The following is a 24251-nucleotide window of genomic DNA, read 5'->3' as shown; positions in this document are numbered from 1 at the left end:
ACGGACCTGCGGCGATGTGGAGACGGGTGCTCTCGACGCGGCCGTACGACGGTGGGCGACGGGGCGATGCGTATGATCAGTGACGCTTCGCACACACATTACGGGGACGTCTGGGGGAATCTTGCCTGCTGCACCTGGCACTGAGATCGCAGGGTATGAAGTCGTGGCGCTGGTCGGCAGCGGCGGGATGGGCGAGGTGTACCTCGTGGAGAACCCGCATGTGCATCGTCGTGAGGCGATGAAGGTGGTGTCGGTCGGCGGGTCGTCGAATCGGGAGTTCGCCGAGCGGTTCTCGAACGAGGCGCGGACGGCGGCGTCGTTGGACCATCCGAGCATCATCACGATCTTCGCGCACGGGATCGATGACGATCGGCCGTGGTTCACGATGTCGTATCTGCAGGGGTCGGATCTGTCGTCGACGCAGTTGACTCCGGCCGATGTGGGCGGGGTGCTCACGCAGGTGGGCGACGCCCTCGATTACGCGCACGCCCGCGGTGTGGTGCACCGGGACATCAAACCGGGCAACATCGTCGTCGCACGGAACGACGACGGTTCGTTGGGACGTGCGACGGTGTTGGATTTCGGCATCGCCAAGCTGGCCGACTCGCCGCAGTTGACGGCGGCGAACTCGCTGGTGGGCACGATGGCGTACACCGCGCCCGAGGTGATCGGCGGCAAGCCCGCCGACGCCCGCAGCGACCAGTACTCGCTGGCGTGCACGGTGTTTCAGCTGCTGACGGGTAAGGCGCCGTATCCGGGGGACACCTCGTCGGCGGTGATGATGGCGCATGTCCAGCAGCCGGTGCCCTCGATCGCGGCATCGGTGCCGTCGTTGGGGCCGGTGGCGCAGGTGCTCGAACGGGCGATGGCCAAGGATCCGGCGGCGCGTTATCCGAGCTGTTCGGCTTTCGCCGCGGAGTTCGATCGGGCGTTGCGGCAGACGCCGGCGGGGACCGCGACGACGATCGCCCGGATACCGGCCGGTCCGCCGCCGTCCGATCCGAGTCAGCCCGGGTTCGGATCCGAGCCGGGTCGCCCGTCGAACCCGGGCCATCCCTCGAACCCGGGCCATCCGTCGAACCCGAGTCAGCCGGGGACCCCGGTGTTCGGGTCGGGACCGGCATCGATGCCGAACGTGCCGCCGCCGTACGGGCAGCCCCAGTTCGGTCCGCCGAGCGGCGGATTCGGTCAGCCGCAGTTCGGTCCGCCGAGCGGGCAGTTCGGGCCGCCGACCGGTCCGCAGCCGGGCACCATGCCGTACACGCAGGGCGGTGTGCCCGCCCAGTTCGGCGCGATTCCGCCGCAGCAGGCGCCGCCGAAGAAGTCGTCGAAGGTCAAGTGGATCGTGCTCGCGGCGGTGCTGGCCGTGCTCGCGCTGGTCGGCGGCACCGCGCCGCTGTGGTGGCCGTCGGGTGCCGAGCCGGTGGACCCGGCCCTCGCGCAGCCGTCGTTGCAGATCGACCGCACGGGTGCGACCACCTGTGTGATCGCGGAGAAGAAGCTCTACTGCTGGGGTGTCAACAACACCGGCCAGCTGGGTCTGGGCAACACGTCGCCGGTCCGCACCCCGACGGAGGTACCCGGACTGGAGAACGTCACGTCGGTGAGCGTCGGCGGCTACACCAGAGACACCGATCAGAACTACGTGACCAGCACCTGTGCGACGGCATCCGGTCACGTCTACTGCTGGGGCGCCAACGCCTTCGGCCAGGTCGGCGACAGCGGCGACTCGAACCGGTACTCGCCGTTCCAGGTGCCCGGCCTGACCGACGCGGTCGCGGTGGCGAACGATTTCGGCGTCACCTGCGCCATCGCGAAGAAGGACGGCGATGCCGAGCGCGGCGTCTACTGCTGGGGCTACGGACGGCACGGTGCGCTCGGCGGCGCACCCGTCGATCCGCAGAAGACTCCGGTGAAGGTGAACCTGCCCGCCGTGCCGAAGACTCTCAGCACCGCCGGCGGCACGGTCTGCGCGATCGTCGAGGGCGGTGAACTGTACTGCTGGGGTAACAGCGGCTCCGGGCAGATCGGCAACGGCAGCAAGGAGCGGCCGAACGCTCCGGTCAAGGTGAGCGCGTTGAAGAACGTCACCGCGGTGAGCGTCGGACAGAGCAACGTCGGAAGTGCGGATCGTCGGCCGAGCGAACTCGACAACGAGATCACCACCTGTGCCGTCGCCGACGGCAAGGCCTACTGCTGGGGCTACGCCGTCGACGGGTCGTCGAACTCGGACGTCCCGCAGCTGGTGAGCGGCGCCAAGGATCCGGTCGACATCGCCACCGACGTCACCACCGCCTGCATCACCGACAAGGTCGGCGACGTCTACTGCTGGGGCTACAACGGCAGCGGTCAGACCGGCAACGGCACCAAGAGCGATCGCGATCCGGTGAAGGAGCCGACCAAGGTGACCGGGGTGGCGAACGTGGTCGCGATGAAGCAGGGACGCAGCGGTGCCTGCGTGCTGCAGAAGGACGGTGAACTGTTCTGCTGGGGCTCGCTCAGCTCCCAGGAGAACAGCGTGGGCGAGACCACTCCGCAGCGGACGATCCTGCCCGACTGATCGTCGTTCCCGGATCCCCCCCGGTCGACCGTCGCCCCGCCGCACTCCGCTCCCCGGCGACGGTCGCGACTGGCACGACGGCCGCGACTGGACGACGGCCGGGCGCGACCTCGACGTCGGCCCCGATCGTCACGAGGCGAGTAGCGTGGCCGTGTGGCATCCGAGACTGCGCAGAACACCGAGAAGACCACCGCCCCGAGCCCCGCGACCGTCGGCGCGCTGCGTGCCTCCGGGCACGTGCGACGTGACGTCCGTGACGAGATCCGACACAACCTGCTGACCGCACTGCGAGCGGGCGACGACCCGTGGCGGGGGATCGTCGGCTTCGACGAGACGGTGATCCCGCAATTCGAACGCGCCCTGATCGCCGGGCACGACGTGGTGCTGCTCGGTGAGCGCGGACAGGGCAAGACCCGGCTGCTGCGCACCCTGGCGAACCTCCTCGACGAGTGGACCCCGGTGATCGCGGGCTCCGAACTCGACGAGCACCCGTACGCGCCGATCCTCCCCGAATCGCTCCGCCGGGCCGCCGAACTCGGCGACGACCTGCCCGTCGCCTGGCGGCACCGCAGCGAGCGGTACAGCGAGAAACTCGCCACCCCCGACACCTCGGTGGCCGACCTGGTCGGCGACGTCGACCCGATGAAGGTGGCCCAGGGCCGCAGCCTCGGCGACCCGGAGACCATCCACTTCGGTCTCATCCCGCGGGCGCACCGCGGCCTCATCGTCATCAACGAGCTGCCCGACCTGGCCGAACGCATCCAGGTCGCGATGCTCAACGTGATGGAGGAGCGCGACATCCAGGTCCGCGGCTACAACCTCCGGCTCCCGCTGGACGTGCTGGTCATGGCCAGCGCAAACCCGGAGGACTACACCAACCGCGGCCGCATCATCACCCCGCTCAAGGACCGCTTCGGCGCCGAGATCCGCACCCACTATCCGCTCGACCTCGACGACGAGGTGGGCGTCATCGAGCAGGAGGCCGACCTGGTCGCGACCGTCCCGACCTTCCTCGTCGAGGTGCTGGCCCGCTTCACCCGCTACCTGCGCGAGCATCCGTCGATCGACCAGCGTTCGGGCGTCTCCGCCCGGTTCTCCATCGCCGGCGCCGAGACCGTCGCCGCCGCGGCGCTGCACCGGGCCGCGGTGACCGGCGAGGAGATCGCCGTCGCCCGGCCCGTCGACCTGGAATCGGTGGTGGAGGTGCTGCGCGGCAAGGTCGAGTTCGAATCCGGTGAGGAGGGACGCGAACTGGAGATCCTCGAATACCTGCTGCGCAAGGCGACCGCCGACGCCGTCCGCGAACATCTCGGCGGGCTCGATCTGCGTCCGCTGGTGGCGCGGCTGGAAGAGGGCGAGGTGCTCACCGGCGACCGCGTCCCCGCCGCCGAGGTGATCGCCGCACTGGGCGACGACACGGCGATCACCGAGACGCTCGACGCTCTCGCCGCGCAGCTCGACGTCGCCGAGGCCGAGCGCGCCAGCGCTCTCGAATTCGCGCTGGAAGGCCTGTTCCTGGCGCGCCGGATCGGGAAGGAACCCGACGAGCGCGGACGCACCGTCTACCGCGCCGAGAGCCCGGACGCGGACTGATGACCGCCCGCCACCATCGCTCCCGGTACCGCCGGTACTCCGGCGGACCCGATCCGCTGGCCCCGCCGGTGGATCTGCGGGAGGCGTTGAGCGCCATCGGCGACGACGTGATGTCGGGGGTCTCACCCGAACGCGCCCTCCGGGAGTTCCTGCGGACCGGAGGGCGCGGCACCCGCGGCCTCGACCGGCTCGCCGAGGCGGCCAACCGCAGACGCCGGGAACTGCTGACCTCACGCAACCTCGACGGCACGTTCGCCGAGATCCGGAAGCTGCTCGACGACGCCGTCCTGGCCGAACGCAAACAGCTCGCCCGGGACCTCGATGACGACGCCCGCTTCGCCGAACTCCGGATCGGCAACCTGCCCTCGTCCACCGGGCAGGCCGTCCGCGAACTGGCCGACTACGACTGGCGCAGCGCCGCCGCGCGCGAGAAGTACCGGCAGATCTCCGACCTGCTCGGCCGCGAGGTCCTGGACCAGCGGTTCGCCGGCATGAAGCAGGCGCTCGAAGGGGGCCTCCGAGCAGGATCGCGAGCGGATCGCGCGGATGCTCGCCGACCTCAACGACCTCCTCGCCGCCCACAACCGCGGCGACGACACCGCCGAGCGGTTCGCCGAGTTCATGGACGCCCACGGTGAACACTTCCCGGAGGACCCGCAGGACGTCGACGAGCTGATCGACGCGCTGGCCCGGCGGTCGGCCGCGGCCCAGCAGTTCTTCAACTCCCTCACCCCGGAGCAGCAGGCCGAACTGGCCGAGCTCTCGCAGCAGGCGTTCGGCTCGCCCGAACTGATGGACCAGCTCGCGCAGATGGACGCGGCGCTGCGCGCGGCCCGGCCCGACCTCGACTGGGACGGCGGACAGCGGTTCTCCGGCGACCGGCCGATGGGCCTGGGGGAGGGCGCCGCGGCCCTCCGCGACATCGGTGAGCTGGAAGAACTCGCCGAACAGCTGTCCCAGGGTTATGCGGGCGCGCAACTGGAGGACATCGACCTGGACGCCCTGGCCCGGCAACTCGGCGACGAGGCCGCCGCCGATGCGCGCACCCTCGCCGAACTCGACCGCGTGCTCCGCGACCAGGGTTTCTTCCAGCGTCGACCCGACGGTTCACTCGGGCTCTCGCCCAAGGCCATGCGCCGGCTGGGGCAGTCGATCCTGCGCGACATCGCCGGGCAGCTCTCCGGCCGCGCCGGTGAACGACGCTCCGACGTCGCGGGGCGACTCGGGGAACCGACGGGCGCCACCCGCGAGTGGTCGTACGGGGACACCGAGCCGTGGGACGTGACGCGGACCGTCACCAACTCGGTCCTGCGCACCGTCGCCGCGGCGTCGAGCGGTTCCGCGGCCGTCGCCGACATGGCCGCCCGCGGGGTCCGCATCGAGATGGACGACGTCGAGGTGACCGACACCGAGGCGCGCGACGCCTCCGCCGTCGTGCTGCTGGTGGACACGTCGTTCTCGATGGTGATGGAGGGGCGCTGGACCCCGATGAAGCGCACCGCGCTGGCGCTCAACCAGCTGATCTCGACGCGTTTCCGGTCCGACGAGCTGCACCTGATCGAGTTCGGCCGGCACGCCCGCGACACCACCGTCGCCGAGTTGACCGGCCTGGAACCGCGGATGGAGCAGGGCACCAACCTGCACCACGCGCTGCTGCTGGCGCAGCGGCATCTGCGTCGTTTCCCGAACGCACAGCCGGTGCTGCTGGTGGTGACCGACGGCGAGCCCACGGCGCACCTGGAACCCGACGGCGAGGCGTTCTTCTTCTATCCGCCGCACCCGCAGACCCTCGGCCTCACCGTCCGCGAACTCGACCACCTGGCACGGATGGGCACCCAGATCACGTTCTTCCAGCTGGGCGACGACCCCGGGCTGGTCCGGTTCGTCGACCGGATCGCCCGCCGGGTCGGCGGCCGCGTGGTGAGCCCGGATCTCGACGGCCTCGGCGCCGCGGTGGTGAGCGACTACCTGCGCACCCGTCGAGGCTGACGCGCCCGGCTCCGTGCGGGTCGGGCGGCTCCGCTCCTCGCCACGCGACCGTCTGCTGCCTCCTCGCCGGTCGAGCCTCCCTGTGCCGGTCGAGCCCCCTTCGTTCGTCGAGTTCCTCCTCAATGGTCGAGCTCCTCCTCGATGGTCGAGTTCCTCTTCGATGGTCGAGCGAAGTCGAGACCACACTCCCGTCTCGACCGGAGATCTCGACTCCGCTCGATCAGCGAAAGCGAGCGATCCCCCGGCGGCCACCACTCTCCCCGGTCGCGTGGTCTCCCTCGCTGGTCGAGCTCCCTTGCCGGTCGAGTACTCCCTCCCCGGTCGAGTACTCCTTCGCCGGTTGAGTACTCTCTCCCCGGTCGAGCGCTCCCTCCCCGGTCGAGTACCCCTCGCTGGTCGAGCGGAGTCGAGACCACATCCCGCCTACACTGGCCGAGTGACCTCCTCCGAACCGCAGCACGGCAAGTACTACCCGGCGCCGATCGGAAACGAGCAGCGCGCCGCGATCCGCGCCTCGAACGCCGACCGCGAGGAGGCCCACGCCTTCCTGTCCGCGGCGATGAGCGTCGGCGCGCTGACCCCGGAGGAGTACACCGACCGGGCGGGGACCGCGCTCGCCGCCGTCACCCTGGCCGAGCTCGACGCCCTCTGCGTCGACCTCCCGATGGACCGTCTCACCGGTGCCGTCGCGGAGGTGGCGCTCAACGAGACCCGGGTCAGCGTGAGCGGTGCCGCCCCGGTGACTCGCGCGGTCGCGATCCTCTCCGGCAGCGAGATCAGCGGCGGTGCCGTGGTGGGCAGCAGTCTGCGCGCGTTCGCGTTCATGGGCGGGGTGGAGATCGACCTCCGCGAGGTGGAGTTCACCGCGCCGGTGCTGGAGATCTCGTGCACGGCGATCATGGGCGGGATCAGGATCGTCGTGCCGTCCGACGTGACCGTCGAGGCGCACGGTTCGGGCATCATGGGCGGGTTCTCCGGGCGGGCCGCGGGCCCGGGGCGCGCGGGTGCCCCGCGCATCGTCATCCGGGGTTTCGCGCTGATGGGCGGCGTGGACACCGAGCGCAAGGCGCGAGGCGAGCACGACGGTCCCCGTCTCCCCAACTGACAGTCTCCTCAATTGATCGTCTCCCCGACTGGCCGTCTCCTCGACTGATCGTCAGCCCGCCGGCGTCGGGTCGGCGGCTCGGACCGGTGCGCCGGCGGCGATCCGGTCGTGGCGTGTCGCGTGCCGTCTTCCATGTCGCGTGCCATGGAGGAGCCGCGACATGGAAGAGGAGCCGCGACACGCGGGGCGGGGGACGCCGCGCGTGTCGGTGTCCGGATCGGTCCGTGCTCTCTGGCCGGTCCTGTCCGTCGGCTGAGCCGGGGCGCGAACGGAGTGAGCGGCACGTGTCGAAGCCTCGCCGGGGCGGGCTTCGACCCCGGCGTCGTCGCGTCGTGCCTCTGCCGGGTTCAGCCGCCGGGGCGGCGTCTGCCGGCGGGTTCGATGGTGCGGCGTGTCGCGTGTCCTCCTCCATGTCGCGCGTCATGGAGGGGCCGCGACACGGAAGACGATACGCGACACGCCCGGCAGGGGTGCCACCGTCACCGCCGGGCCAGGGAAGCGACGCCGCCGGGTTGGGGCGGTGTCACCGGGCTGGGGCGGTGACTCGGCGTCAGCGGGCCGACGCCCGCCGCTACGTCAGTACCAGCGCCAGGACCGCGATCACCGGGATCGACGCCACCGTCGTGATCAGCGCGGAGTCGCGCGCGAGCACCTCGCCTCGCCCGTACCGCGTCGCGTACACCAGCACGTTCTGCGCGGTCGGGAGCGCCGCGATCACCACCTGCGCGAACAGCGCCTCCCCGGACATGCCGAAGCCGAAGCGCGCCAGGAGGTACGAGAGCGCGGGCATCAGCGTCATCTTGAGCACCGAGGCCAGCGCGATGTCGCGGCGCGGGGTGACGCCCTTGGTGAACACCTTGACGCCGGTCAGCGACAACCCGAAGGTCAGCAGGGCGAGCGGCACCGACGCCTTACCGAGCATGTCGAGCGGGGAGAACACCGCCTGCGGCAGGTGCAGTCCAGCGAGCGACAGCGCCAGCCCGATCAGCCCGCCGATGACGATCGGATTGCTCAACGGCGTGCCGACGGTGCGCCACAGCGAGCCGCGTTCCCGGGCGTCGAGCGCCGTCAGATCCAGCGCCGCCAGCGCGAACGGCGAGTAGATCATGATCTGGAACAGCAGCAGCGGCGCGATGAACGACGCGTCGTCGAGCACGAAGATCGCGATGGGCAGGCCCAGGTTCACGCTGTTGACGTACGACGACGAGAGCGCGCCGATCACGGCTTCGGGCACCGCCCGGCGCCACACCAGGCGCACCGTCGCGAAGTGGACCGCGCCCACGGTCACCGCGCTGATCGCCGCGACGGCGAGGGTGGGGGAGAACACCACCGAGAGGTCGTTGCTGGAGAGCGAGGTGATCATCAGCGCGGGGGTGCACACGAAGAACACCAGCCGGGCCAGGACCGAGACGGCGTGCTCGCCGAGCGTTCGGGTCCGGCCGAGGACGTAGCCGATCGCCACCACGATGAAGATGACCGTGAAACCGGAGACGACGCCTGACACGCAGGGGAGTCTAGCGAGCGTTCCCGCCTGGAGCGGAATCCGTGTTTGCGGTTTCGGCGGTCGGAACGTTAGTCTGTTCTGGTTGTGTGCCGCGTCCGAGCGCGGCATCGCTGCGAGACTTGGCCGCGAGTCGGCCGGATCGGTGAAGCCGAACCCCACTCGCGCACGGAGATAGATCAAGCAGAGAAGGGCTGAATCATGGCAGTACCCAAGCGCCGGATGTCGCGGGCCAACACCCGCGCTCGTCGTTCGCAGTGGAAGGCGGAGAACGCCCCCCTGCAGGAAGAGAAGATCAACGGCGTGAGCCAGCGGATCCCGCGTCGTCTGGTCAAGGCCGCACGCCTGGGCCTGGTCGACCTCGACCGCCGCTGATCTCCCGGGCCGCCGCGCCCGCGTGACACCTGAAAGGGCCGTGACCGACATCCGTGTCGGTCACGGCCCTTTCGTCTGACCGGATGTTCTGCTGCGGGGTCGCAGGCCACCGCGCTGTGGTCGGCCGTTGCGAAATACCGGGCCACGAGGGAAATATGCCCTCGTGGCCCGGTATTTCGCAACGGCCGACATCGACGGCGCCCCTCGGCCGGCACCTCGGTCCGTTACAGGCATCGGAAAGGGTGTCGTTGGACTGTCGGGCGGGCTCAGGGGGCGGCGGAGATGCGACGAGCCGTGCGCGAACGCCGCCGGGGAGGCGTTCGGGCACGGCTCGCGCGAGAGCGGTGTCCTACTGCGACACGACCTTGTTGATCAGGCGGCTCACGCTGTTCGGCACGAACTTGGCGGCGTTGTTCAGGACGGTGGTCTGGACGCCGACGGAGTAGCTGGTGCGACCGGTCAGGCGGTCGATCTTGTTCGGGTGGACCGACTCCCAGACCTTCTCGGCGACGTCGTCGGCGGTGAGCCGGACGCCCAGGGTCTGGGTGGACTTGGCGTCGTTGTCGGCGAGGGCGGTCTTGGCCCACAGCGGCCAGATGGAGACCACGCGGATGTCGTCGGACTGCCATTCCAGTTCCAGCGCCTCGGTGAAGCCGCCGACGAAGAACTTGGTGGCGCTGTACACGGCGATACCGGGCTGGCCGTAGATGGCCGACGCCGAGGCGATGTTCACCAGGTGTGCGCCGGGGGTGGCCTTCAGGTACGGGTGGGCGGCCTGGGCACCGAGGGCGACACCCAGGGCGTCGATGTCGATCTGGGCCTTGATGGCCTCGGGGGTGATGTCGACGACGTCGCCGGCGATCAGGATGCCCGCGTTGTTGTCGAGGACGTCGAGGGTGCCGCCGGTGTGCGTGGTGAAGTCGGCGAGGGCGTCGGCCCACTGCTGCGGGTCCCGGACGTCGAGCTTGCCGGTGATGAACTCGGGGTGCTCCGCCTTCACCGCGGCGAGGGCCTCGTCGCTCACGTCGTAGATGCCGACGGTCCAGCCGTCTTGTGCGAAGCGCTTCGCGGTGGCCAGGCCGATTCCGGCGGCGCCGCCGGAGATGAAGATGGAAGGCATGTCGGGGTGTTCTCCGCTCGTTCGGGGTGTCGTCGAGGAGATAAGCATCTCCTAACTCTACTGATCAGTAACGTACTCACGATCCGTGAGCCGACGCAAGTGACCGCAGACGAGATCCGGTGACCGGCGGCAGGCGCGTGGCCGGATGTCGGGAACGTGGTCTCGGCGCGGCGCTCAGCACGTTCTTACCTGCGAAGACTAAGAATTGTAGCCATGCGTATTTTGGTGGTCGACGACGATCGGGCCGTGCGCGAGTCGCTGCGGCGTTCGCTCACGTTCAACGGCTACACGGTGGAGACGGCGAGCGATGGACTCGAAGCGCTGGAGAAGGTGGTGGCGGACCGTCCCGAGCTGATCGTGCTCGACGTGATGATGCCGCGGCTGGACGGTCTCGAAGTGTGTCGACGGCTCCGCTCGGCCGGCGACGACCTGCCCATCCTGGTGCTCACCGCGCGTGATTCGGTGTCCGAGCGCGTCAGCGGCCTGGATGCCGGCGCCGACGACTACCTCCCCAAGCCCTTCGCCATGGAGGAACTGCTGGCCCGGCTGCGTGCGCTCTCGCGCCGTACCGCCCGCGAGGACGACCTGGACTCCGAGGCCATCAGCTTCGAAGACCTCACGCTCGATCCGGTGACCCGCGAGGTGACCCGCGGAGAGCGGCAGATCAGTCTCACCCGCACCGAGTTCGCGCTGCTGGAGATGCTGATGAACAATCCGCGGCGCGTGCTCACCCGCAGTCGGATCCTGGAGGAGGTCTGGGGCTACGACTTCCCGACCTCGGGCAACGCGCTGGAGGTGTACATCGGTTATCTGCGCCGCAAGACCGAGGCCGACGGCGAGTCGCGTCTGATCCACACGGTCCGCGGCGTCGGGTACGTCCTGCGCGAGAACGCTCCGTAGAACGGGCCGATACTCCGCTCCTGAGAACTCTGTTCGTCCGTCCCTCGAGCTCCGTCGAAAGGAGGACCGCGAGTGAGTCGTCCGTCCCGCCCCATGCGTGATCCGTTCGCACTGACCCGATCGGTGTCGTTGCGGACCCGCGTCGCACTGCTGTCGGCGGCGGTGGTGTTGCTCTCGGCGATGCTGATGGCCGGCGCGGCCTACGTGTTCGTCTACCGGGCGCTCTACCAGGACGTCGACACCCAGCTCACGGTGCGTGCGGACGGCATGACGGCGCTGGCCCAGTCCGGCAGGCTCGAGGAGAATCCGCAGAGCCTGCTCGCCGGCACGGTCTTCACCACCAACATGGCCATCATGCTGATCGGGCCGGACGGGTCGGGTCCCGCGGTGGGCCGGGTGCCGGTGGAGGAGACCGAGCGCAAGATCGTGCAGTCCACCAACCCGCCGGGCCGATTCAATCAGAGCCTGCGGACGGTGCGGAACCACCGCGTGCTGGCCCGCAAGCTGAACGACGGCAACACGCTGGTGCTGGCTCAGAACCTCGACCACACCGATGCGATCCTCAAACGGCTGGCGTCGGTGCTCTTCGTCGCCGGCGGCATCGGGGTGGCCTTCGCGCTGGTCGCCGGTGCCGTGGTGGCGCGTGGCGGGCTCCGGCCGGTGGCCCGGTTGACCGACTCGGTCGAGCGGATCGCGAAGACCGAGGACCTCACTCCGCTGCCGATGACCGGCAACGACGAGATCGCGCGTCTCACCGAGGCCTTCAACTCGATGCTCGGTGCGCTGGCCGAATCGCGCGCCAAGCAGGCGCGCCTGGTGGCCGACGCCGGGCACGAGCTCAAGACGCCGCTCACCTCGCTGCGCACCAACCTGGAACTGCTCATCGCCGCGTCCGAGCCGGGGGCGCCGCCGGTGCCCGCGTCGGACATGGTGGAGCTGCGTTCGGACGTGATGGCCCAGATCGAGGAGCTTTCGACGCTGGTCGGCGATCTGGTCGATCTGGCCCGCGAGGACTCCCACGACGCGGTCTTCGAGGAGTGCGACCTCCCCGAGATCGTCGACGAGGCGTTGTCCCGGGTACGACGCCGCCGCACCGACATCGAGTTCGACGTCGAGACCGAGCCCTGGTTCGTGTTCGGGGAGGCCAGCGGGCTGTCCCGGGCGGTGCTCAATGTGCTCGACAACGCCGCGAAGTGGAGTCCGCCCGGTCGTGCGGTGCAGGTGCGGCTGCGCCAGACCGGACCGGAGACGGCCGAGTTCACCGTCGCCGACAGCGGCCCGGGCATCCCGCCGGAGGACCGGGAACTGGTCTTCGAGCGTTTCTATCGTGCCGCGGCGACCCGTTCGATGCCCGGATCGGGGCTGGGTCTGGCGATCGTGCGCCAGGTGGTGGTACGCCTCGGCGGCGACGTGACGGCCGAACAGTCGCCGGCGGGCGGCGCCCTGATCCGGATGACGTTCCCGGGCCTGCCGATCCACACCGAACCGGACCCCGTCGTCGTCAAGCGATAGCGAGTCCCCAGTCGATCGGCAGGGAGCGCTGAGCGACCTCACAGAAACGTCCAATACTGTGGTCCGCATGACAGAACGGGGACCCGACGCGCACGATCCGTACGGCCACGATCAGTGGAACCGTCCGCCGAATCCATTCGGGCACCCCACGCCAGGCCCCACGACCGGGCAGCATTCGTTCGGTCGGCCCGGTCGGCCCGCCCCGTTCGGCGCGACCGACCCGTACGGGCAGTCGCCGGGGACCGGTGGTTTCCCCGCCGCGCCGGGGACCGGCGGCTTCCCGGTGGCACCCGCGCCGGGGACGGGCGGTTTCCCGGCCGCTCCGCCGCCGCAGCAGCCCGCGCCGCCCTCGAACGGCGGAGGCGACGGCGGCAGGCGTCGGCGTACGACGATGTGGGTCGTGCTCGCGGTGGTCCTGGCCCTGTTGGCGGGCGGGCTCGGCGGCGCGGTCGGTGCGATCGCGACGCGCGGGGCGTCGAACGACTCCGCGCACACGGTGAAGCAGGGTTCGCCGAGCGCTCCGGTCACCACGCAGCCGCCGGCCAAGCCGGGATCGGTGCAGGACGTCGCCGCGCGCACGCTGCCGTCGGTGGTGTCGATCGCCGTGCAGGTGGGCGACCAGAGCGGTTCCGGTTCGGGGGTGGTGATCTCCTCCGACGGTCTGATCATCACCAACAACCACGTGGTCTCGGCGGGCGGCGACCGGGTCGCCGACCAGGTGCTGATCAGTTTCAACGACGGCAGCCGGGTGCGCGCCAAGGTGATCGGCAGCGACAAGATGAGCGACATCGCCGTGCTCCGCGCGGAGAAGAAGGGGCTCACCCCGATCTCGGTGGGCAAGTCCGACAATCTCTCGGTGGGCCAGGACGTGATCGCCATCGGCTCGCCGCTGGGACTGGAGGGCACCGTGACCACCGGCATCATCAGTTCGCTGAACCGTCCGGTCTCGACGGCCGGCGCCGACGGCTCGATCGAGTCGGTGATCGACGCGATCCAGACCGATGCCGCGATCAACCCGGGCAACTCCGGTGGTGCCCTGGTGAACGCGACGGGCGCGCTGATCGGCATCAACACCGCGATCGCCACCCTCGGCGGCAGCAGCGGCCAGGCCTCCGGCTCCATCGGCCTCGGGTTCTCGATCCCCATCGATCAGGCCATGCGCGTGGCGAACCAGATCATCAAGGGACAGCCGGTCACCAAGGCGAGTCTGGGGGTGAACGTCCGGCAGAACCCCAATGCGGAGAATCCGGGCGCCCTGGTGTCCGAGGTGATCCGCGGTGGCGCGGCCGAACAGGCGCGGATCCCGCGCGGCGCGCTGATCACCGCCGTCGACGACCGCAAGATCGTCTCCTCGGAGGCGCTGGTGGCGGCGATCCGCTCGGAGGAACCGGGTCAGAGCGTGAAAATCACTTACTCGCACGAAGGTCGCCGACAGGTCGCTACGGTGAAGCTCGGGACCTCCTGAGCCGCTCGGCGATCCTCGTCGGATCGTCCCGGGTCGATCGGTCGTGCGTCCGGTCGACCCGGATCCGGCGCACTCGGCTCCGAACGCCTCCAGCCCTGACACATCCAGCCCCGAACACCCCGAGACACCGATCCGGGAAGAGAAGAGGAAGACCATGCTCGACGCCGAGGAAGCCCAGGCCGACGCCGCCGCCCGCGAGGAGAGCCTCCGCATGGAGAGCGAAGCCCTGCTGCGCGCACTGGTCGTGGTGGTGGACGATCACGGCGACGATCCGGATCGGCTCGGCCCGCTGATGTGCGAACTCCTGGAGGAGGGCGAGTTCCACGTCAATGCGACCGTCACCGTCCCGGGCGACGAGGTGGAGATCCGCAACGCGCTCAACACCGCGGTGATCGGCGGCGTCGACCTGGTGGTGTCCGTGGGCGGGGTGGGGGTCAAGGCCCGCGACGTGACGCCGGAGGCCACCGGCCCGGTGCTGGACCGTCGTCTGCGCGGGATCGAGGAGGCGCTGCGCACGTCCGGGTTGGCGGCCGGAGCCGCCGACGCCGGCCTCTCGCGCGGCCTGGCCGGGATCTCGGGGCAGACCGTCGTGGTGAACCTCGCCGACTCGCGGGCCGCGGTGCGCGACGGCATGGCGACGCTGATTCCGCTGTCGCACTTCATCATCGACCAGATCTCCGAGTTCTGACCCGGTGAACTCTCAGGATCCACAGGACACCGGTGGTGAAACGGAGCCGGAATGGGCTAGAAAGCGTCGGCTGGATGCGGTGTTCGGGAAGACGCTGTCTGATGAGTCGGGAAAGTCCGGTGATGATCCTCACAGCGGCTTCGGGCGTGACTGGTACGAGTCGAATCGGCCGCCTCATCACGAATAGTCCCTGGCCAGGACCTATACGGTTACGCGCATGGTGACCGAAAATCCGTGTTTACCTGCCGTTTATCGAAGGACACGGATGTGTAACGGGATGGTCTGCTCGTCCGATGGACGACGTCGTGTCCGATCCGTTACCGTTCTCTCGTCAGGTCTTCCTTAGGGTCCTCTTACTGACTGGGCCCCACCCCCGACTCCAGCGAGGAGAACAACCATGCGCAAGAACCTCATGCGCAACACCATGGTGGCCGTTTCGGCCGCCGCGATCGGCGCCACCAGCCTGATCGCGGGCGCGGGCGCTGCCGACGCGGCCCGCCTGCCGGGTGGCTCCAAGACCACGACCGGCATCGACGGCCAGGTCGTCAAGCTCAAGCGTTCCAATGAGAGCTTCCGCATCCAGAAGTCGGTCGCGAACAACGGCGCGGGTCGCGCCACCGCAGTCTCCGGCACCTACACCGCCACCATCAACAAGGGTGAGGGCATGATGAACGTCGGCTACCTGGTCGGTTGCCAGGTCGACATCACCGGCCTCGAGGGCGGGCTCAGCGGTAGCCTGGGATTCCCGATGAGTGGCTCGCTCAGCGGTTCGCTGACAGTGCCGCTGAACCCGGGTCAGGTCGCCTTCATTAAGGGCGACAAAGTCGATCTCGCCGACGGCAAGGGCGTCGTGATGGTCGACAGCTTCCAGATCGACGTGCAGCAGTGCGGCGGCTACGCCTCGGCGCGCTCCGTGGTGAAGGTGATGGCCGGCGAGGATCTGTCCAAGGAAGAGGGCCTCACCGGCGCCAGCGGCCTGGTCCAGTCCACCCTGTACGGCCGCCCCTTCAGCATCGGCTGAGCGCGCGAGTAGACGAGAAGGAATTCAGAACATGAGCAAGAAGACTTCCCGCGTCCTCGCCGGTGCGGCCCTCGCCGGTGCCGCCGTGATCGGTGTCACCTCCATGGGTCCGGGCGTCGCCGAGGCGGCCAAGCTGCCGGGCTTCACCAAGACCAAGAACCTCAACGGCGGCAGCGTCACCATCCGGCTGTTCGACGAGAGCTTCCGCATCCAGCGTTCGGTGGCCAACAACCACTTCAGCCGCGAGGTCTTCGTCTCCGGCAAGGTGAAGGTCACCACCTCCGGCAAGGTCGAGGGCGGCAGCGTCAATGCCGGATACATCGTCGGATGCCAGCTGAACTTCGGTGCGTCCAGTGAGGGCGGTGTTGAACAGGAGTTTGGTGCCGATCAGCCGGAAGCAAGTGCTAAAGCTGGGTTCACCCTGTCGCCGGGTGAGGCCAAGTACGTCCCGATCGTCAACGTGGTCGACGATGAGGATGAGGAGATCGACGCCTTCGACTTCAGTGATGCGCGCGGTGGTGTCGCCTATAGCGCTGAGCGCTTCGGCGTCGACGGCTGCGCGGGCTACGCCGAGGCCATGGCCAAGGTGACCGTCCGGGTCGAGACCGACGGCTTCCGGGGCAACGTCACCGCGTACGGCCGGCCCTTCAGTATCGGCTGATCGTCGTGATCGACGGAAAGCACAAGGCGGCCGCCCGCCTGGTCACCGCTGTCGCGGTGGCCGGGGTGGGGGCGGCCGGAGTGCTGAGCGCAGGTGCGGGTGCGGCGGATGCCGCCAAGCTTCCGGGCGGTTTCAAGTCGCGGAGCGTGCCCGGCGGCAAGGTCACCATCCGGCTGTTCGACGAGAGCTTCCGGATCACCAACTCGGTGGCCAACAACCACTTCAGCCGTGAGGTCTTCGTCTCAGGCAAGGTGAAGGTCACCACCTCCGGCGACATCGAGGGCGGTACCGTCACCGCTGGCTACCTGGTCGGATGCCAGCTGAACTTCGGTGCCGAGAGCGAGGGCAGTGCTGAACAGCCCTTCGACTCGGAGGGAACTGGAGACGCGGAGGCGGGTGTCGATGCCGGGTTCACCCTGTCGCCGGGTGAGGCCAAGTTCGTCCCGGTCGTCAACGTGGTCGACGACGAGGATGAGGAGATCGACGCCTTCGACTTCAGTGATGCGCGCGGTGGTGTCGCCTACAGCGCCGAGCGCTTCGGCGTCGACGGCTGTGCCGGCTTCGCACAGGCTCGCGCCCTGGTGAACGTCCAGGTCGAGACCGACGGCAAGAAGTCGAACGTCACCCTCTACGGTCGGCCCTTCAGCATCGGCTGATCGGCGCCGCACAGGCGTCCTGCAGACCCGCTTCGGGCCGCCACCTCATCGAGGTGGCGGCCCGAAGTGCTTTTCCGGTGGACTCTTTCGACACGGTTCGTTGCTGCGCTTCTACCGGGAGGTCTCGACGTCGCTGGGACCGGCGTGGTGCGGACGCCGCCGGTGCACGGGTCCCTTCGACCGGGCTCAGGGATTGGTATGAGGCTCAGGGATCGGTGTGACAGTCGACCACCGGGGGCTTCGGCTGCGGATTCAGGGGCTCGGCGACGGCTCCGCCGTTACCGGGACAGGTCGCCGGCCTGACCGGTTCGCTGGACACGGAGTCGGAGGTTTGGCGACGGACCACCGCTGCCGGCTGAGCCGCGGCGCGAACGAAGTGAGCGGCGCGTGTCGAAGCCTCGACGTGCGAGCCCCTTCGACCAGGCTCAGGGGCCGGCGGGGCAACCTGGTTCAGGGGTCGGCGGGAACCCGGCTCAGCGGTCGATGGGGGATTCGGCTCAGTGGTCGGAGGGTCGGTCCAGGGGGACGGGCTCGGCGGGTGGAGACGGGTTCATGTTCCGGGAGAACAGCACCCCGACCATCAGGACTCCGGTGACGGCGGCGATCAGCCAGCCGGTGCGCTGCATGCCCGCGTCGTCGAACTCGTGGCCCGCGGTGAGGGTGAGAACCGCGACGGCCAGGTTCGCGCCGATGAAGATCATGGTGCGGTACATGCCGGTGGCCGCGCCGACCTCGTCGGGGGAGGTGGAGGCGTTCACCAGGTTCTGGTTCCCGAGGATGTTGAAGCCCTGCGGGATGCCGAGCACGGCGGCGACGATCAGGATCACGGCGAGCGGGGTCGTCGAACGTTCGACCAGAGCCAGCAGGAGACCCCCGACGAAGAACGCGAACGAGCCGATGAACAACGTCGCCCGGGCGCCGAACCTGCGGTACACGGCCGCGCCCACGAAGGTCATCACGCCCGACATCGCCGCGACGGGGAGCATGGTGAGACCGGCCTCGGAGGCGCTCATGCCGCGCGCCGTCTGCAGCCACTGCGGAATCCCGAAGAACACGCAGTAGAAGCAGGTGAACAGGATCAGCGTGCGGATCAGCGTCGCGCGCAGCGGACGGTTGGCGCGGAGCGCCCGGACGTCGAGGAACGGATCGTCGGACCGCAGTTCCACCAGCACGAACAGTGTCAGCGCCGCCGTCGCGACCGCGGCCGACCACCAGGCGGGTTCGCTGCGCAGGGAGATCAGGAAGAAGATCGTCGGGGTGAGACTCGCGATGAAGAGGAGCACGCCGAGCAGGTCGAAGGCACGCACGGTGCGCAGCAGACCGCCCGCCGCCGCGGTCTTGTCCCCGACGTCGCCCACGTCGATCGCGAGGATCGCGATCGCGCTCACCACCACCACGGGGAGGTTGATCCACAGGATCGAATGCCATCCGAAGGCGCCGATCAGCAGGCCGCCGAGGGTGGGGCCGAGTGCGGCCGTCGTCTGACTGCAGGCCAGGAGGACGGCCGTCGCGTCACCGGTGTCCAGGTGGTGGCGTTCGGCGTAGACGCGCAGGATGGTCATCGCGTTCGGCATGTGGGCGGCGATACCCGCGCCGACCAGCGTGTACGCGACGATCAGCCAGCCGATCGACGGCGCGAACGTCCCGATCAGCGAGCCCGCGGCCACCAGCAGCAACCCGGCGAGGAACACACGCCGGGCCCCGAAGACCGCGCCGAAGCGGCCGGCCAGCGGTGCGCAGACCGCGGTGGCGGTGTACATCGCCGAGATCACCCACGAGACGGCGCCCGCGCTCCCGAACTGCGCGGCGACGGCCACCGCGCCGATCGCGATCATCGTCGAGTTGATCGGCTGCAGGACGGTGCCCGTCGCCAGACCGCCCAGCACGCGGGCGGGGACGCCGGGGCGGTTCCGGACCGGCGGTGCGGGCTCGGCGGAAGCCGCCGCGGTGGTGCATGACGACGGGGTGCATGACGACGGGGTGCACGACGAGGGGGTGCACGACGACGGGGTCGCGTCGTCGTTCATTCGCCCGCCTCGGCGAGTCTGCGCAGGAGTGCGCCCGCGGCGTAGAGCAGTTCGCGTTCGTCGTCGGTGCAGTGTTCGGCGAGTGCGGAGGCGAGCCAGGCGCTGTGCCGGGTGCGGTCGTCGGTCAGGGTCCGCCGGCCCGCGTCGGTGATCGAGATGACGGTGGCGCGGCGATCGTCCGGGTCGGGGGCGCGATGGACCATCCCGAGCCGCTCCAGGCTCGCCACGGTCCGGGCGACGCTCTGCGGGGCCACGCCGTCGAGGTCGGCGAGCCGGCGCGCGGACATCGATCCGATCCGGTCCAGGTGGCCGAGGGTCTGCAACTGGGTCTGGGTGAGCGCGTGATCCGACCGCGTGGTGCGCATCTTCCGGTGGAAACGGATGACGTCCTCGCGAAGCTGATCGGTACGGTCGAGCATTTAGACAACTTAGCTGTCTATTCGGGGGTGTTTCAATCTAGACGAGTGCTCCCGGTGTGCGCACTCGGGGAGTCGGAGGTCTCCCCGGCGGTCGAGGACTTCGTGTCGATCCAGGCCCCCTCGGTGATCGATCTCCTCTCGCTAGTCGAGCCCCTCTCGCTAGTCGAGTACCCCTCGCTGGTCGAGCGGAGTCGAGACCACCGCCCGGATCTCGACTCCGCTCGATCATCGAAGGGGAGTCTCGATCGCCGAGGGGGAGTCTCGATCACTCTGGGCGAGTACATCGGGAACCGCTCAATCAGCGGACGGTGCTCGGCAGCGGGACGTCGACCTCGGCGACGAGCGGCTTCGGGTTCATGTTGCGCGAGACCACGACCCCGACCAGCACCAGTGCCGTGACGGCGGCGATCAGCCAGCCGGTGCGCTGGATGCCCGCGTCGTCGAACTCGTGGCCCGCGGTGAGGGTGAGGACCGCGACGGCCAGGTTGGCGCCGACGAAGGCCATGGTGCGGTACATGCCGGTGGCCGCGCCGACCTCGTCGGGGGAGGTGGAGGCGTTCACCAGGTTCTGGTTCCCGATGATGTTGAAGCCCTGCGGGATGCCGAGGATCGCGGCCACGATCAGGATCACCGAGAGCGGTGTGCTCGACCGCTCGACCAGGGCCAGCAGGATCCCGCCGACCAGGAACGACGACGTGCCGATCACCAGGGTCACGCGCGCGCCGAAGCGCTGGTAGACGGCGGCGCCGACGAAGGTCATCACGCCGGAGACCGCGGCCACCGGGAGCATGGTGAGGCCGGCTTCGGTGGCGGTCATGCCGCGCGCGTTCTGCAGCCACTGCGGGATGCCGAAGAACACCAGGTAGAAGCAGGTGTACAGGACCACCGTGCGGACCAGGGTGGCGCGCAGCGGCCGGTTGGCGCGCAGAGCGCGGACGTCGAGGAACGGATCGTCGGCCCGTCGTTCGACGGCGACGAACACCGCGAACGCGACGGTGGCGACGGCGGCCGCCCACCAGGCGGGCTCACCGCGCAGCGAGATCAGGAAGAAGATGGTGGGGGTGAGGCTCAGGACGAAGAGGACCACGCCGAGCAGGTCGAATCCGCGCACGGTGCGGAGGAATCCGCCGGCCGCCTCGGTCTTGTCTCCGACGTCGCCCACGTCGATGGAGAGGATCGCGATCGCGCTCACGGCGGCGACCGGGATGTTGACCCACAGGATCGAATGCCATCCGAAGGCGCCGATCAGCAGGCCGCCGAGGGTGGGGCCGAGTGCGGCCATCGTCTGACCGCAGACGGTGAGCACGGCGATCGCGTTGCCGGTGCTCCTGCGGTGGCGTTCGGCGTAGCCGCGCACGATCGTCATCGAGTTGGGCATGTGCACGGCGATACCCGCGCCGATCACCGCGTACGCCGCGATCAGCCAGCCGATCGACGGTGCGAGCATGCCGATCAGCGAACCGGCGACCACCAGGACCAGCCCGGCCAGGAACACCTTGCGGGCGCCGAAGACCGCGCCGAAGCGGCCCGACATCGGCGCGCACACGGCCGTCGCCATGTACATCGCGGAGATCACCCACGAGATGGCCCCGGGGTTGCCGAACTGGGCGCCGATGGCCACCGCGCCGATCGCGATCATCGTCGAGTTGACAGGTTGCAGGATGGTGCCGGTGGCCAGGCCCGCCATCACCTTGGCGGGGACCGGCGGGAGGGTGATGTTCGACGGCGCGGGGGCGTCCGCGGCGAGAGGGGCGGCTCGACCGGTGTCGGGGGTCGTCGTCTCGCCGGGTTCACGGGTGGAGAGTGCGGTGGCGCTGCGATCGAACATTTAGCCAACATAGCTGTCTATTAGGCGCCTGTTCAATTTCTCGGACAGTGTGATTCAGCACGACCGACCCTCGGTCGTGCTGCGCATTCTCAGGGGTGTGCGACGAGCTTCGCGGCCCGCCGCACGGGGTCAGCGACGGTATTCGTCGATGTTCTCGCTGAGCTCGCCGAACAGCGCCTGGTTGAGGCGGAACGCGCGACGGACCTCGTCCACCACCCGCAGCCGCTCCTCGGGTGAGAGCGGTGCGCCGAGTGCGTCGAGCTTCTCGCGGTAGACGTCCTTGTACGGCTTGTTCTTGCCGATCTCGGCGAAGTCGTAGAAGGCCAGGCCCCGACCGCCGAGGTCGAAGGCCCGGTTCAGCAGCGTGCCGACGGCCTGGCCGCCGGACAGGTCGCCGAGGTAGCGGGTGTAGTGGTGGGCCAGGTACGTCCCGCCCCAGGCCGCGGACTCGGCGATCGCCGCGGCGTACGTGGCGGCGGCCGCGGAGTCGGAGTCGAGGGACTCGCCGGGCGCCCAGAACTCCAGGTCGGCATCGAGGGCGGCGAGCCGGTCCAGCTTGGGGTCGATCACCGGGCCGGCGATCGGATCGTCGGCGAGCGTGCGACCCACGCTTTCGAGGGTCGCGTAGACCGTGCGCAGCGCTCGCAGGTACGCGGCGTAACCGGCCGCGTTGATCCTGCCGCCCAGGAGCGCCGAGATGAACTCCGAGTGCTCGGCGTCGTCGTGCTCGGCCGCCGAACCCTGTTTCATGGCCGCCGACAGCGACAGTTCGGCGAGGTCGGTGGTGGTGGTCATCGTCGTACTCCTCGAGGTTCGGGCGCGGTGACTCCTTGGCCGCTAAGGGTACCCTGAAACGGAGAAAAGCCGTCGTCTGCGCCCGGAGGGGAGCAGACGACGGCTCTGTCCGTCGATGCGAGTCAGAGCTCGTGGCGACCGGGGCCTTCGGGCGGGTACTGACCCGGTGCCGGATTCGGCATGGGCGGCAGTCGGTCGAGCGGCTTGGCGGTCGGCGCCGCGGCGGCGGGTGCGGTCAGCAGGTCGCGGATCTCGGTGAGCAGGCCCACCTCGGTCAGTTCCGCCTCCTCGGTGGCGTCCGCGGAACGACGGGCGGCGGCCAGCTCGTTGAGCTTGTTGTACGGGACGATGATCAGGAAGTAGATCACCGCGGCGACGATCAGGAAGTTGATGATGGAGGAGACCACCGCGCCGAAGTCCAGCGTGGTCTCGTCCGCGCCGGTGATGCTGTACTGCAGGCCGCAGACCTGGACCGCGGCCGCCTGGGTCTGGTCCTCGCCGACCGCCATCTCCTGGCCGCAACCCTTTCCGGTCGGGATGGCGGCGAGCAGCGGACTGATGATGTTGGTCGTGAACGCCGTCACGATCGCCGTGAAGGCCGCGCCGATGATGACGGCGGTGGCCAGTTCCACGACGTTGCCGCGAAGGACGAACTCTCTGAAACCCTTGAGCATGGACCGACTCTAGCCGAGCCCACCGCGGCTGTCAGGGGCTCAGCGCAGGATCGCCCGTCGGTGCTCCGCCCGCCCGGGCGAGCGATCGCGGCATTCCCCCTTCCCCTTCGACGCGCAGGCTCGCTGCGCTCGCGTGCGGCTCAGGGGGCGGAGGGACTCGCAGGCGCACGCGAGCGGAGGGGATCACAGGCCGGGAACACTCGTTCGCGCGCGCGGCTCCAGGGGCGGGAAGCGCTGGTCTCAGTGCAGGACGAGGGTCAGCGCCGTCGAGAGGCCCGCGCCGGCGACGAGTTGGGCGGGCCGCGCCGGAATCGCGAGCAGGACCGGCGCCGACGATCCGCCGACCCCGCGGCTCTCGGCCGGCGCGGCGGCGGGCAGGGCGACCACGGCGTGCGCGGCCAGCACCCGGGCGTCTCCGTCGAGCACGTCGACGACGTCGCCCGCCCGCAGCAGCCCGGCGACGGCCGGATCGGCGGTGCGCACGGGGACCAGGCGGGCGCTCGGGTCGCCGGTCAGGGCCGAGGGCAGGCGGGAGGAGAGCATCCGGGTGACGGTGAGCGGTTCGCCGGGCGCCAGCGTTCCGGCCACCCGCTGCCCGACGGCCGCCGCGGCCGACCGGAGCGCCCCGGGCGGCGCGGTGCCCGCCGGGACCGGTGTCATGTGGACGTCGTCGCCGGTCAGGGCCGTGCCGGGTCGGAGTTCACGGGCGGCCACGACGACGCTCTCGGTGCGTTCGCCGGCGCGGCCGGTCACCAGGAGCGCGGCCGCGGCCGCCAGCAGCAGGAGGGCCAGGGAGCGTCGTACCGTCACCGCTCGGAGGCGGGGGAGTTCGGGCAGTCGGTGCAGGTCGGGCTTCTTCATACTCGGACGCTAGACCGGATCCGGGCGACGTGGGAGCCGCCGTCCACAGGCTCGTCGACCGGGATCCGGAGTTGTCCACAGGCGCGGTCGTGCGGGCGGGGCGGGCCCGCGCCGCAGCGCTTCGGCTGGCACTCGGAATGCTCGACTGCCAGCACCGGTTACAATCCATGGACAAATCGTTGACCTCCGGAGGTAACCCCCGTGCCCACGTACAGCTATGCGTGCACCGACTGCGACAACAAGTTCGACATCCAGCAGTCCTTCTCCGACGATTCGCTGACCACCTGCCCACGGTGTCAGGGCAAGCTGCGCAAGCTGTTCAACTCGGTCGGCGTGGTCTTCAAGGGCAGCGGCTTCTACCGCACCGACTCGCGTTCCGGCTCGGGTTCGATCCCGTCGAAGTCGTCGTCGACGAGCAGCGACTCCTCGACGTCGTCGAGCGGAAGCGGCGACTCGTCGTCGGGCAGCAGCGCCTCGTCGGCCGCGGCCTCGTAAGAGACG

20 protein-coding genes and 1 pseudogene are annotated in these 24251 nt (G+C 69.6%); 13 read left to right on the top strand and 8 right to left on the bottom strand.

The window, feature by feature from the left end:
* Nucleotides 1-163: 163 nt before the first annotated feature.
* The 4 genes and pseudogenes from QM809_RS00475 to QM809_RS00460 all read left to right on the top strand — a co-directional run bounded on the left by QM809_RS00475 (nt 164) and on the right by QM809_RS00460 (nt 7247).
* The gene (locus QM809_RS00475; protein WP_415043892.1) at nt 164-2560 is read left to right on the top strand and encodes a protein kinase domain-containing protein; all 2397 of its coding nucleotides are present in this window, start codon (nt 164-166) and stop codon (nt 2558-2560) included.
* A gap of 153 nt (nt 2561-2713) precedes the next feature.
* Complete coding sequence (locus tag QM809_RS00470) at nt 2714-4153, top strand: sigma 54-interacting transcriptional regulator (protein ID WP_415043891.1); 1440 nt, start codon at nt 2714-2716, stop codon at nt 4151-4153.
* Nucleotides 4153-6142: pseudogene (locus QM809_RS00465) on the top strand (VWA domain-containing protein). Before QM809_RS00470 ends, QM809_RS00465 begins: the two are co-directional and overlap by 1 nt.
* A 436-nt stretch (nt 6143-6578) precedes the next feature.
* The gene (locus QM809_RS00460; RefSeq protein ID WP_415043890.1) at nt 6579-7247 is read left to right on the top strand and encodes a DUF1707 SHOCT-like domain-containing protein; all 669 of its coding nucleotides are present in this window, start codon (nt 6579-6581) and stop codon (nt 7245-7247) included.
* A gap of 571 nt (nt 7248-7818) precedes the next feature.
* Here the strand turns inward: QM809_RS00460 and QM809_RS00455 are convergent.
* On the bottom strand, nt 7819-8751 hold the full coding sequence (locus tag QM809_RS00455; RefSeq protein ID WP_415043889.1) for an AEC family transporter: 933 nt from the start codon (nt 8749-8751) through the stop codon (nt 7819-7821).
* A 198-nt stretch (nt 8752-8949) separates the two neighbouring features.
* On the opposite strand from QM809_RS00455, the gene rpmF reads away from it, so the two are divergent.
* Nucleotides 8950-9123, top strand: coding sequence for a 50S ribosomal protein L32 (rpmF, locus tag QM809_RS00450; RefSeq protein ID WP_105941485.1), 174 nt, complete (start codon nt 8950-8952; stop codon nt 9121-9123).
* Nucleotides 9124-9472: 349 nt separating this feature from the next.
* Here the strand turns inward: rpmF and QM809_RS00445 are convergent, their stop codons facing one another.
* Entirely contained in the window at nt 9473-10243 is a 771-nt protein-coding gene (locus tag QM809_RS00445; protein ID WP_415043888.1) for an SDR family oxidoreductase, read from the bottom strand.
* 213 nt (nt 10244-10456) lie between these two features.
* Between QM809_RS00445 and QM809_RS00440 the strand changes: the two genes are divergently transcribed.
* From QM809_RS00440 to QM809_RS00410, 7 genes are all read left to right on the top strand, one after another.
* The gene (locus tag QM809_RS00440) at nt 10457-11143 is read left to right on the top strand and encodes a response regulator transcription factor (protein ID WP_415043887.1); all 687 of its coding nucleotides are present in this window, start codon (nt 10457-10459) and stop codon (nt 11141-11143) included.
* 93 nt (nt 11144-11236) lie between these two features.
* On the top strand, nt 11237-12655 hold the full coding sequence (locus tag QM809_RS00435; protein ID WP_415046974.1) for an ATP-binding protein: 1419 nt from the start codon (nt 11237-11239) through the stop codon (nt 12653-12655).
* A gap of 67 nt (nt 12656-12722) precedes the next feature.
* The gene (locus QM809_RS00430) at nt 12723-14120 is read left to right on the top strand and encodes a S1C family serine protease (protein WP_415043886.1); all 1398 of its coding nucleotides are present in this window, start codon (nt 12723-12725) and stop codon (nt 14118-14120) included.
* A 154-nt stretch (nt 14121-14274) separates the two neighbouring features.
* Nucleotides 14275-14808, top strand: a complete 534-nt coding sequence (locus tag QM809_RS00425) for a MogA/MoaB family molybdenum cofactor biosynthesis protein (RefSeq protein WP_415043885.1) — start codon at nt 14275-14277, stop codon at nt 14806-14808.
* Between the two features lie 397 nt (nt 14809-15205).
* Nucleotides 15206-15829: an MspA family porin gene (locus tag QM809_RS00420; protein WP_415043884.1), complete on the top strand. Its 624-nt coding sequence runs from the start codon at nt 15206-15208 to the stop codon at nt 15827-15829.
* 31 nt (nt 15830-15860) lie between these two features.
* Nucleotides 15861-16490, top strand: a complete 630-nt coding sequence (locus QM809_RS00415; protein WP_415043883.1) for an MspA family porin — start codon at nt 15861-15863, stop codon at nt 16488-16490.
* A gap of 5 nt (nt 16491-16495) precedes the next feature.
* Complete coding sequence (locus tag QM809_RS00410; RefSeq protein WP_415043882.1) at nt 16496-17146, top strand: MspA family porin; 651 nt, start codon at nt 16496-16498, stop codon at nt 17144-17146.
* Between the two features lie 497 nt (nt 17147-17643).
* On the opposite strand, the gene QM809_RS00405 is transcribed toward QM809_RS00410, so the two are convergent.
* The 6 genes from QM809_RS00405 to QM809_RS00380 form a co-directional block, all read right to left on the bottom strand.
* Entirely contained in the window at nt 17644-19173 is a 1530-nt protein-coding gene (locus QM809_RS00405; protein ID WP_415043881.1) for an MFS transporter, read from the bottom strand.
* Complete coding sequence (locus QM809_RS00400) at nt 19170-19592, bottom strand: MarR family winged helix-turn-helix transcriptional regulator (RefSeq protein WP_415043880.1); 423 nt, start codon at nt 19590-19592, stop codon at nt 19170-19172. The genes QM809_RS00405 and QM809_RS00400 overlap by 4 nt, the downstream gene beginning before the upstream one ends.
* A 298-nt stretch (nt 19593-19890) precedes the next feature.
* Entirely contained in the window at nt 19891-21279 is a 1389-nt protein-coding gene (locus QM809_RS00395; protein WP_415046973.1) for an MFS transporter, read from the bottom strand.
* Nucleotides 21280-21549: 270 nt separating this feature from the next.
* Nucleotides 21550-22215: a heme oxygenase (biliverdin-producing) gene (locus QM809_RS00390; RefSeq protein WP_415043879.1), complete on the bottom strand. Its 666-nt coding sequence runs from the start codon at nt 22213-22215 to the stop codon at nt 21550-21552.
* A 122-nt stretch (nt 22216-22337) separates the two neighbouring features.
* Nucleotides 22338-22889: a large conductance mechanosensitive channel protein MscL gene (gene mscL, locus QM809_RS00385; RefSeq protein ID WP_415043878.1), complete on the bottom strand. Its 552-nt coding sequence runs from the start codon at nt 22887-22889 to the stop codon at nt 22338-22340.
* 240 nt (nt 22890-23129) lie between these two features.
* Nucleotides 23130-23750, bottom strand: coding sequence for an SAF domain-containing protein (locus QM809_RS00380; protein WP_415043877.1), 621 nt, complete (start codon nt 23748-23750; stop codon nt 23130-23132).
* A 201-nt stretch (nt 23751-23951) separates the two neighbouring features.
* Here QM809_RS00380 and QM809_RS00375 point away from each other — a divergent pair, with 201 nt between their 5' ends.
* On the top strand, nt 23952-24245 hold the full coding sequence (locus tag QM809_RS00375) for an FmdB family zinc ribbon protein (RefSeq protein WP_415043876.1): 294 nt from the start codon (nt 23952-23954) through the stop codon (nt 24243-24245).
* The last annotated feature ends 6 nt before the right edge of the window (nt 24246-24251 follow it).

It is taken from the genome of Gordonia sp. (in: high G+C Gram-positive bacteria) (assembly GCF_047600385.1).
Lineage (GTDB): Bacteria > Actinomycetota > Actinomycetes > Mycobacteriales > Mycobacteriaceae > Gordonia.
Note: the sequence above shows the minus strand (reverse complement) of the source record. Positions and strands in the feature narration are given on the sequence as shown.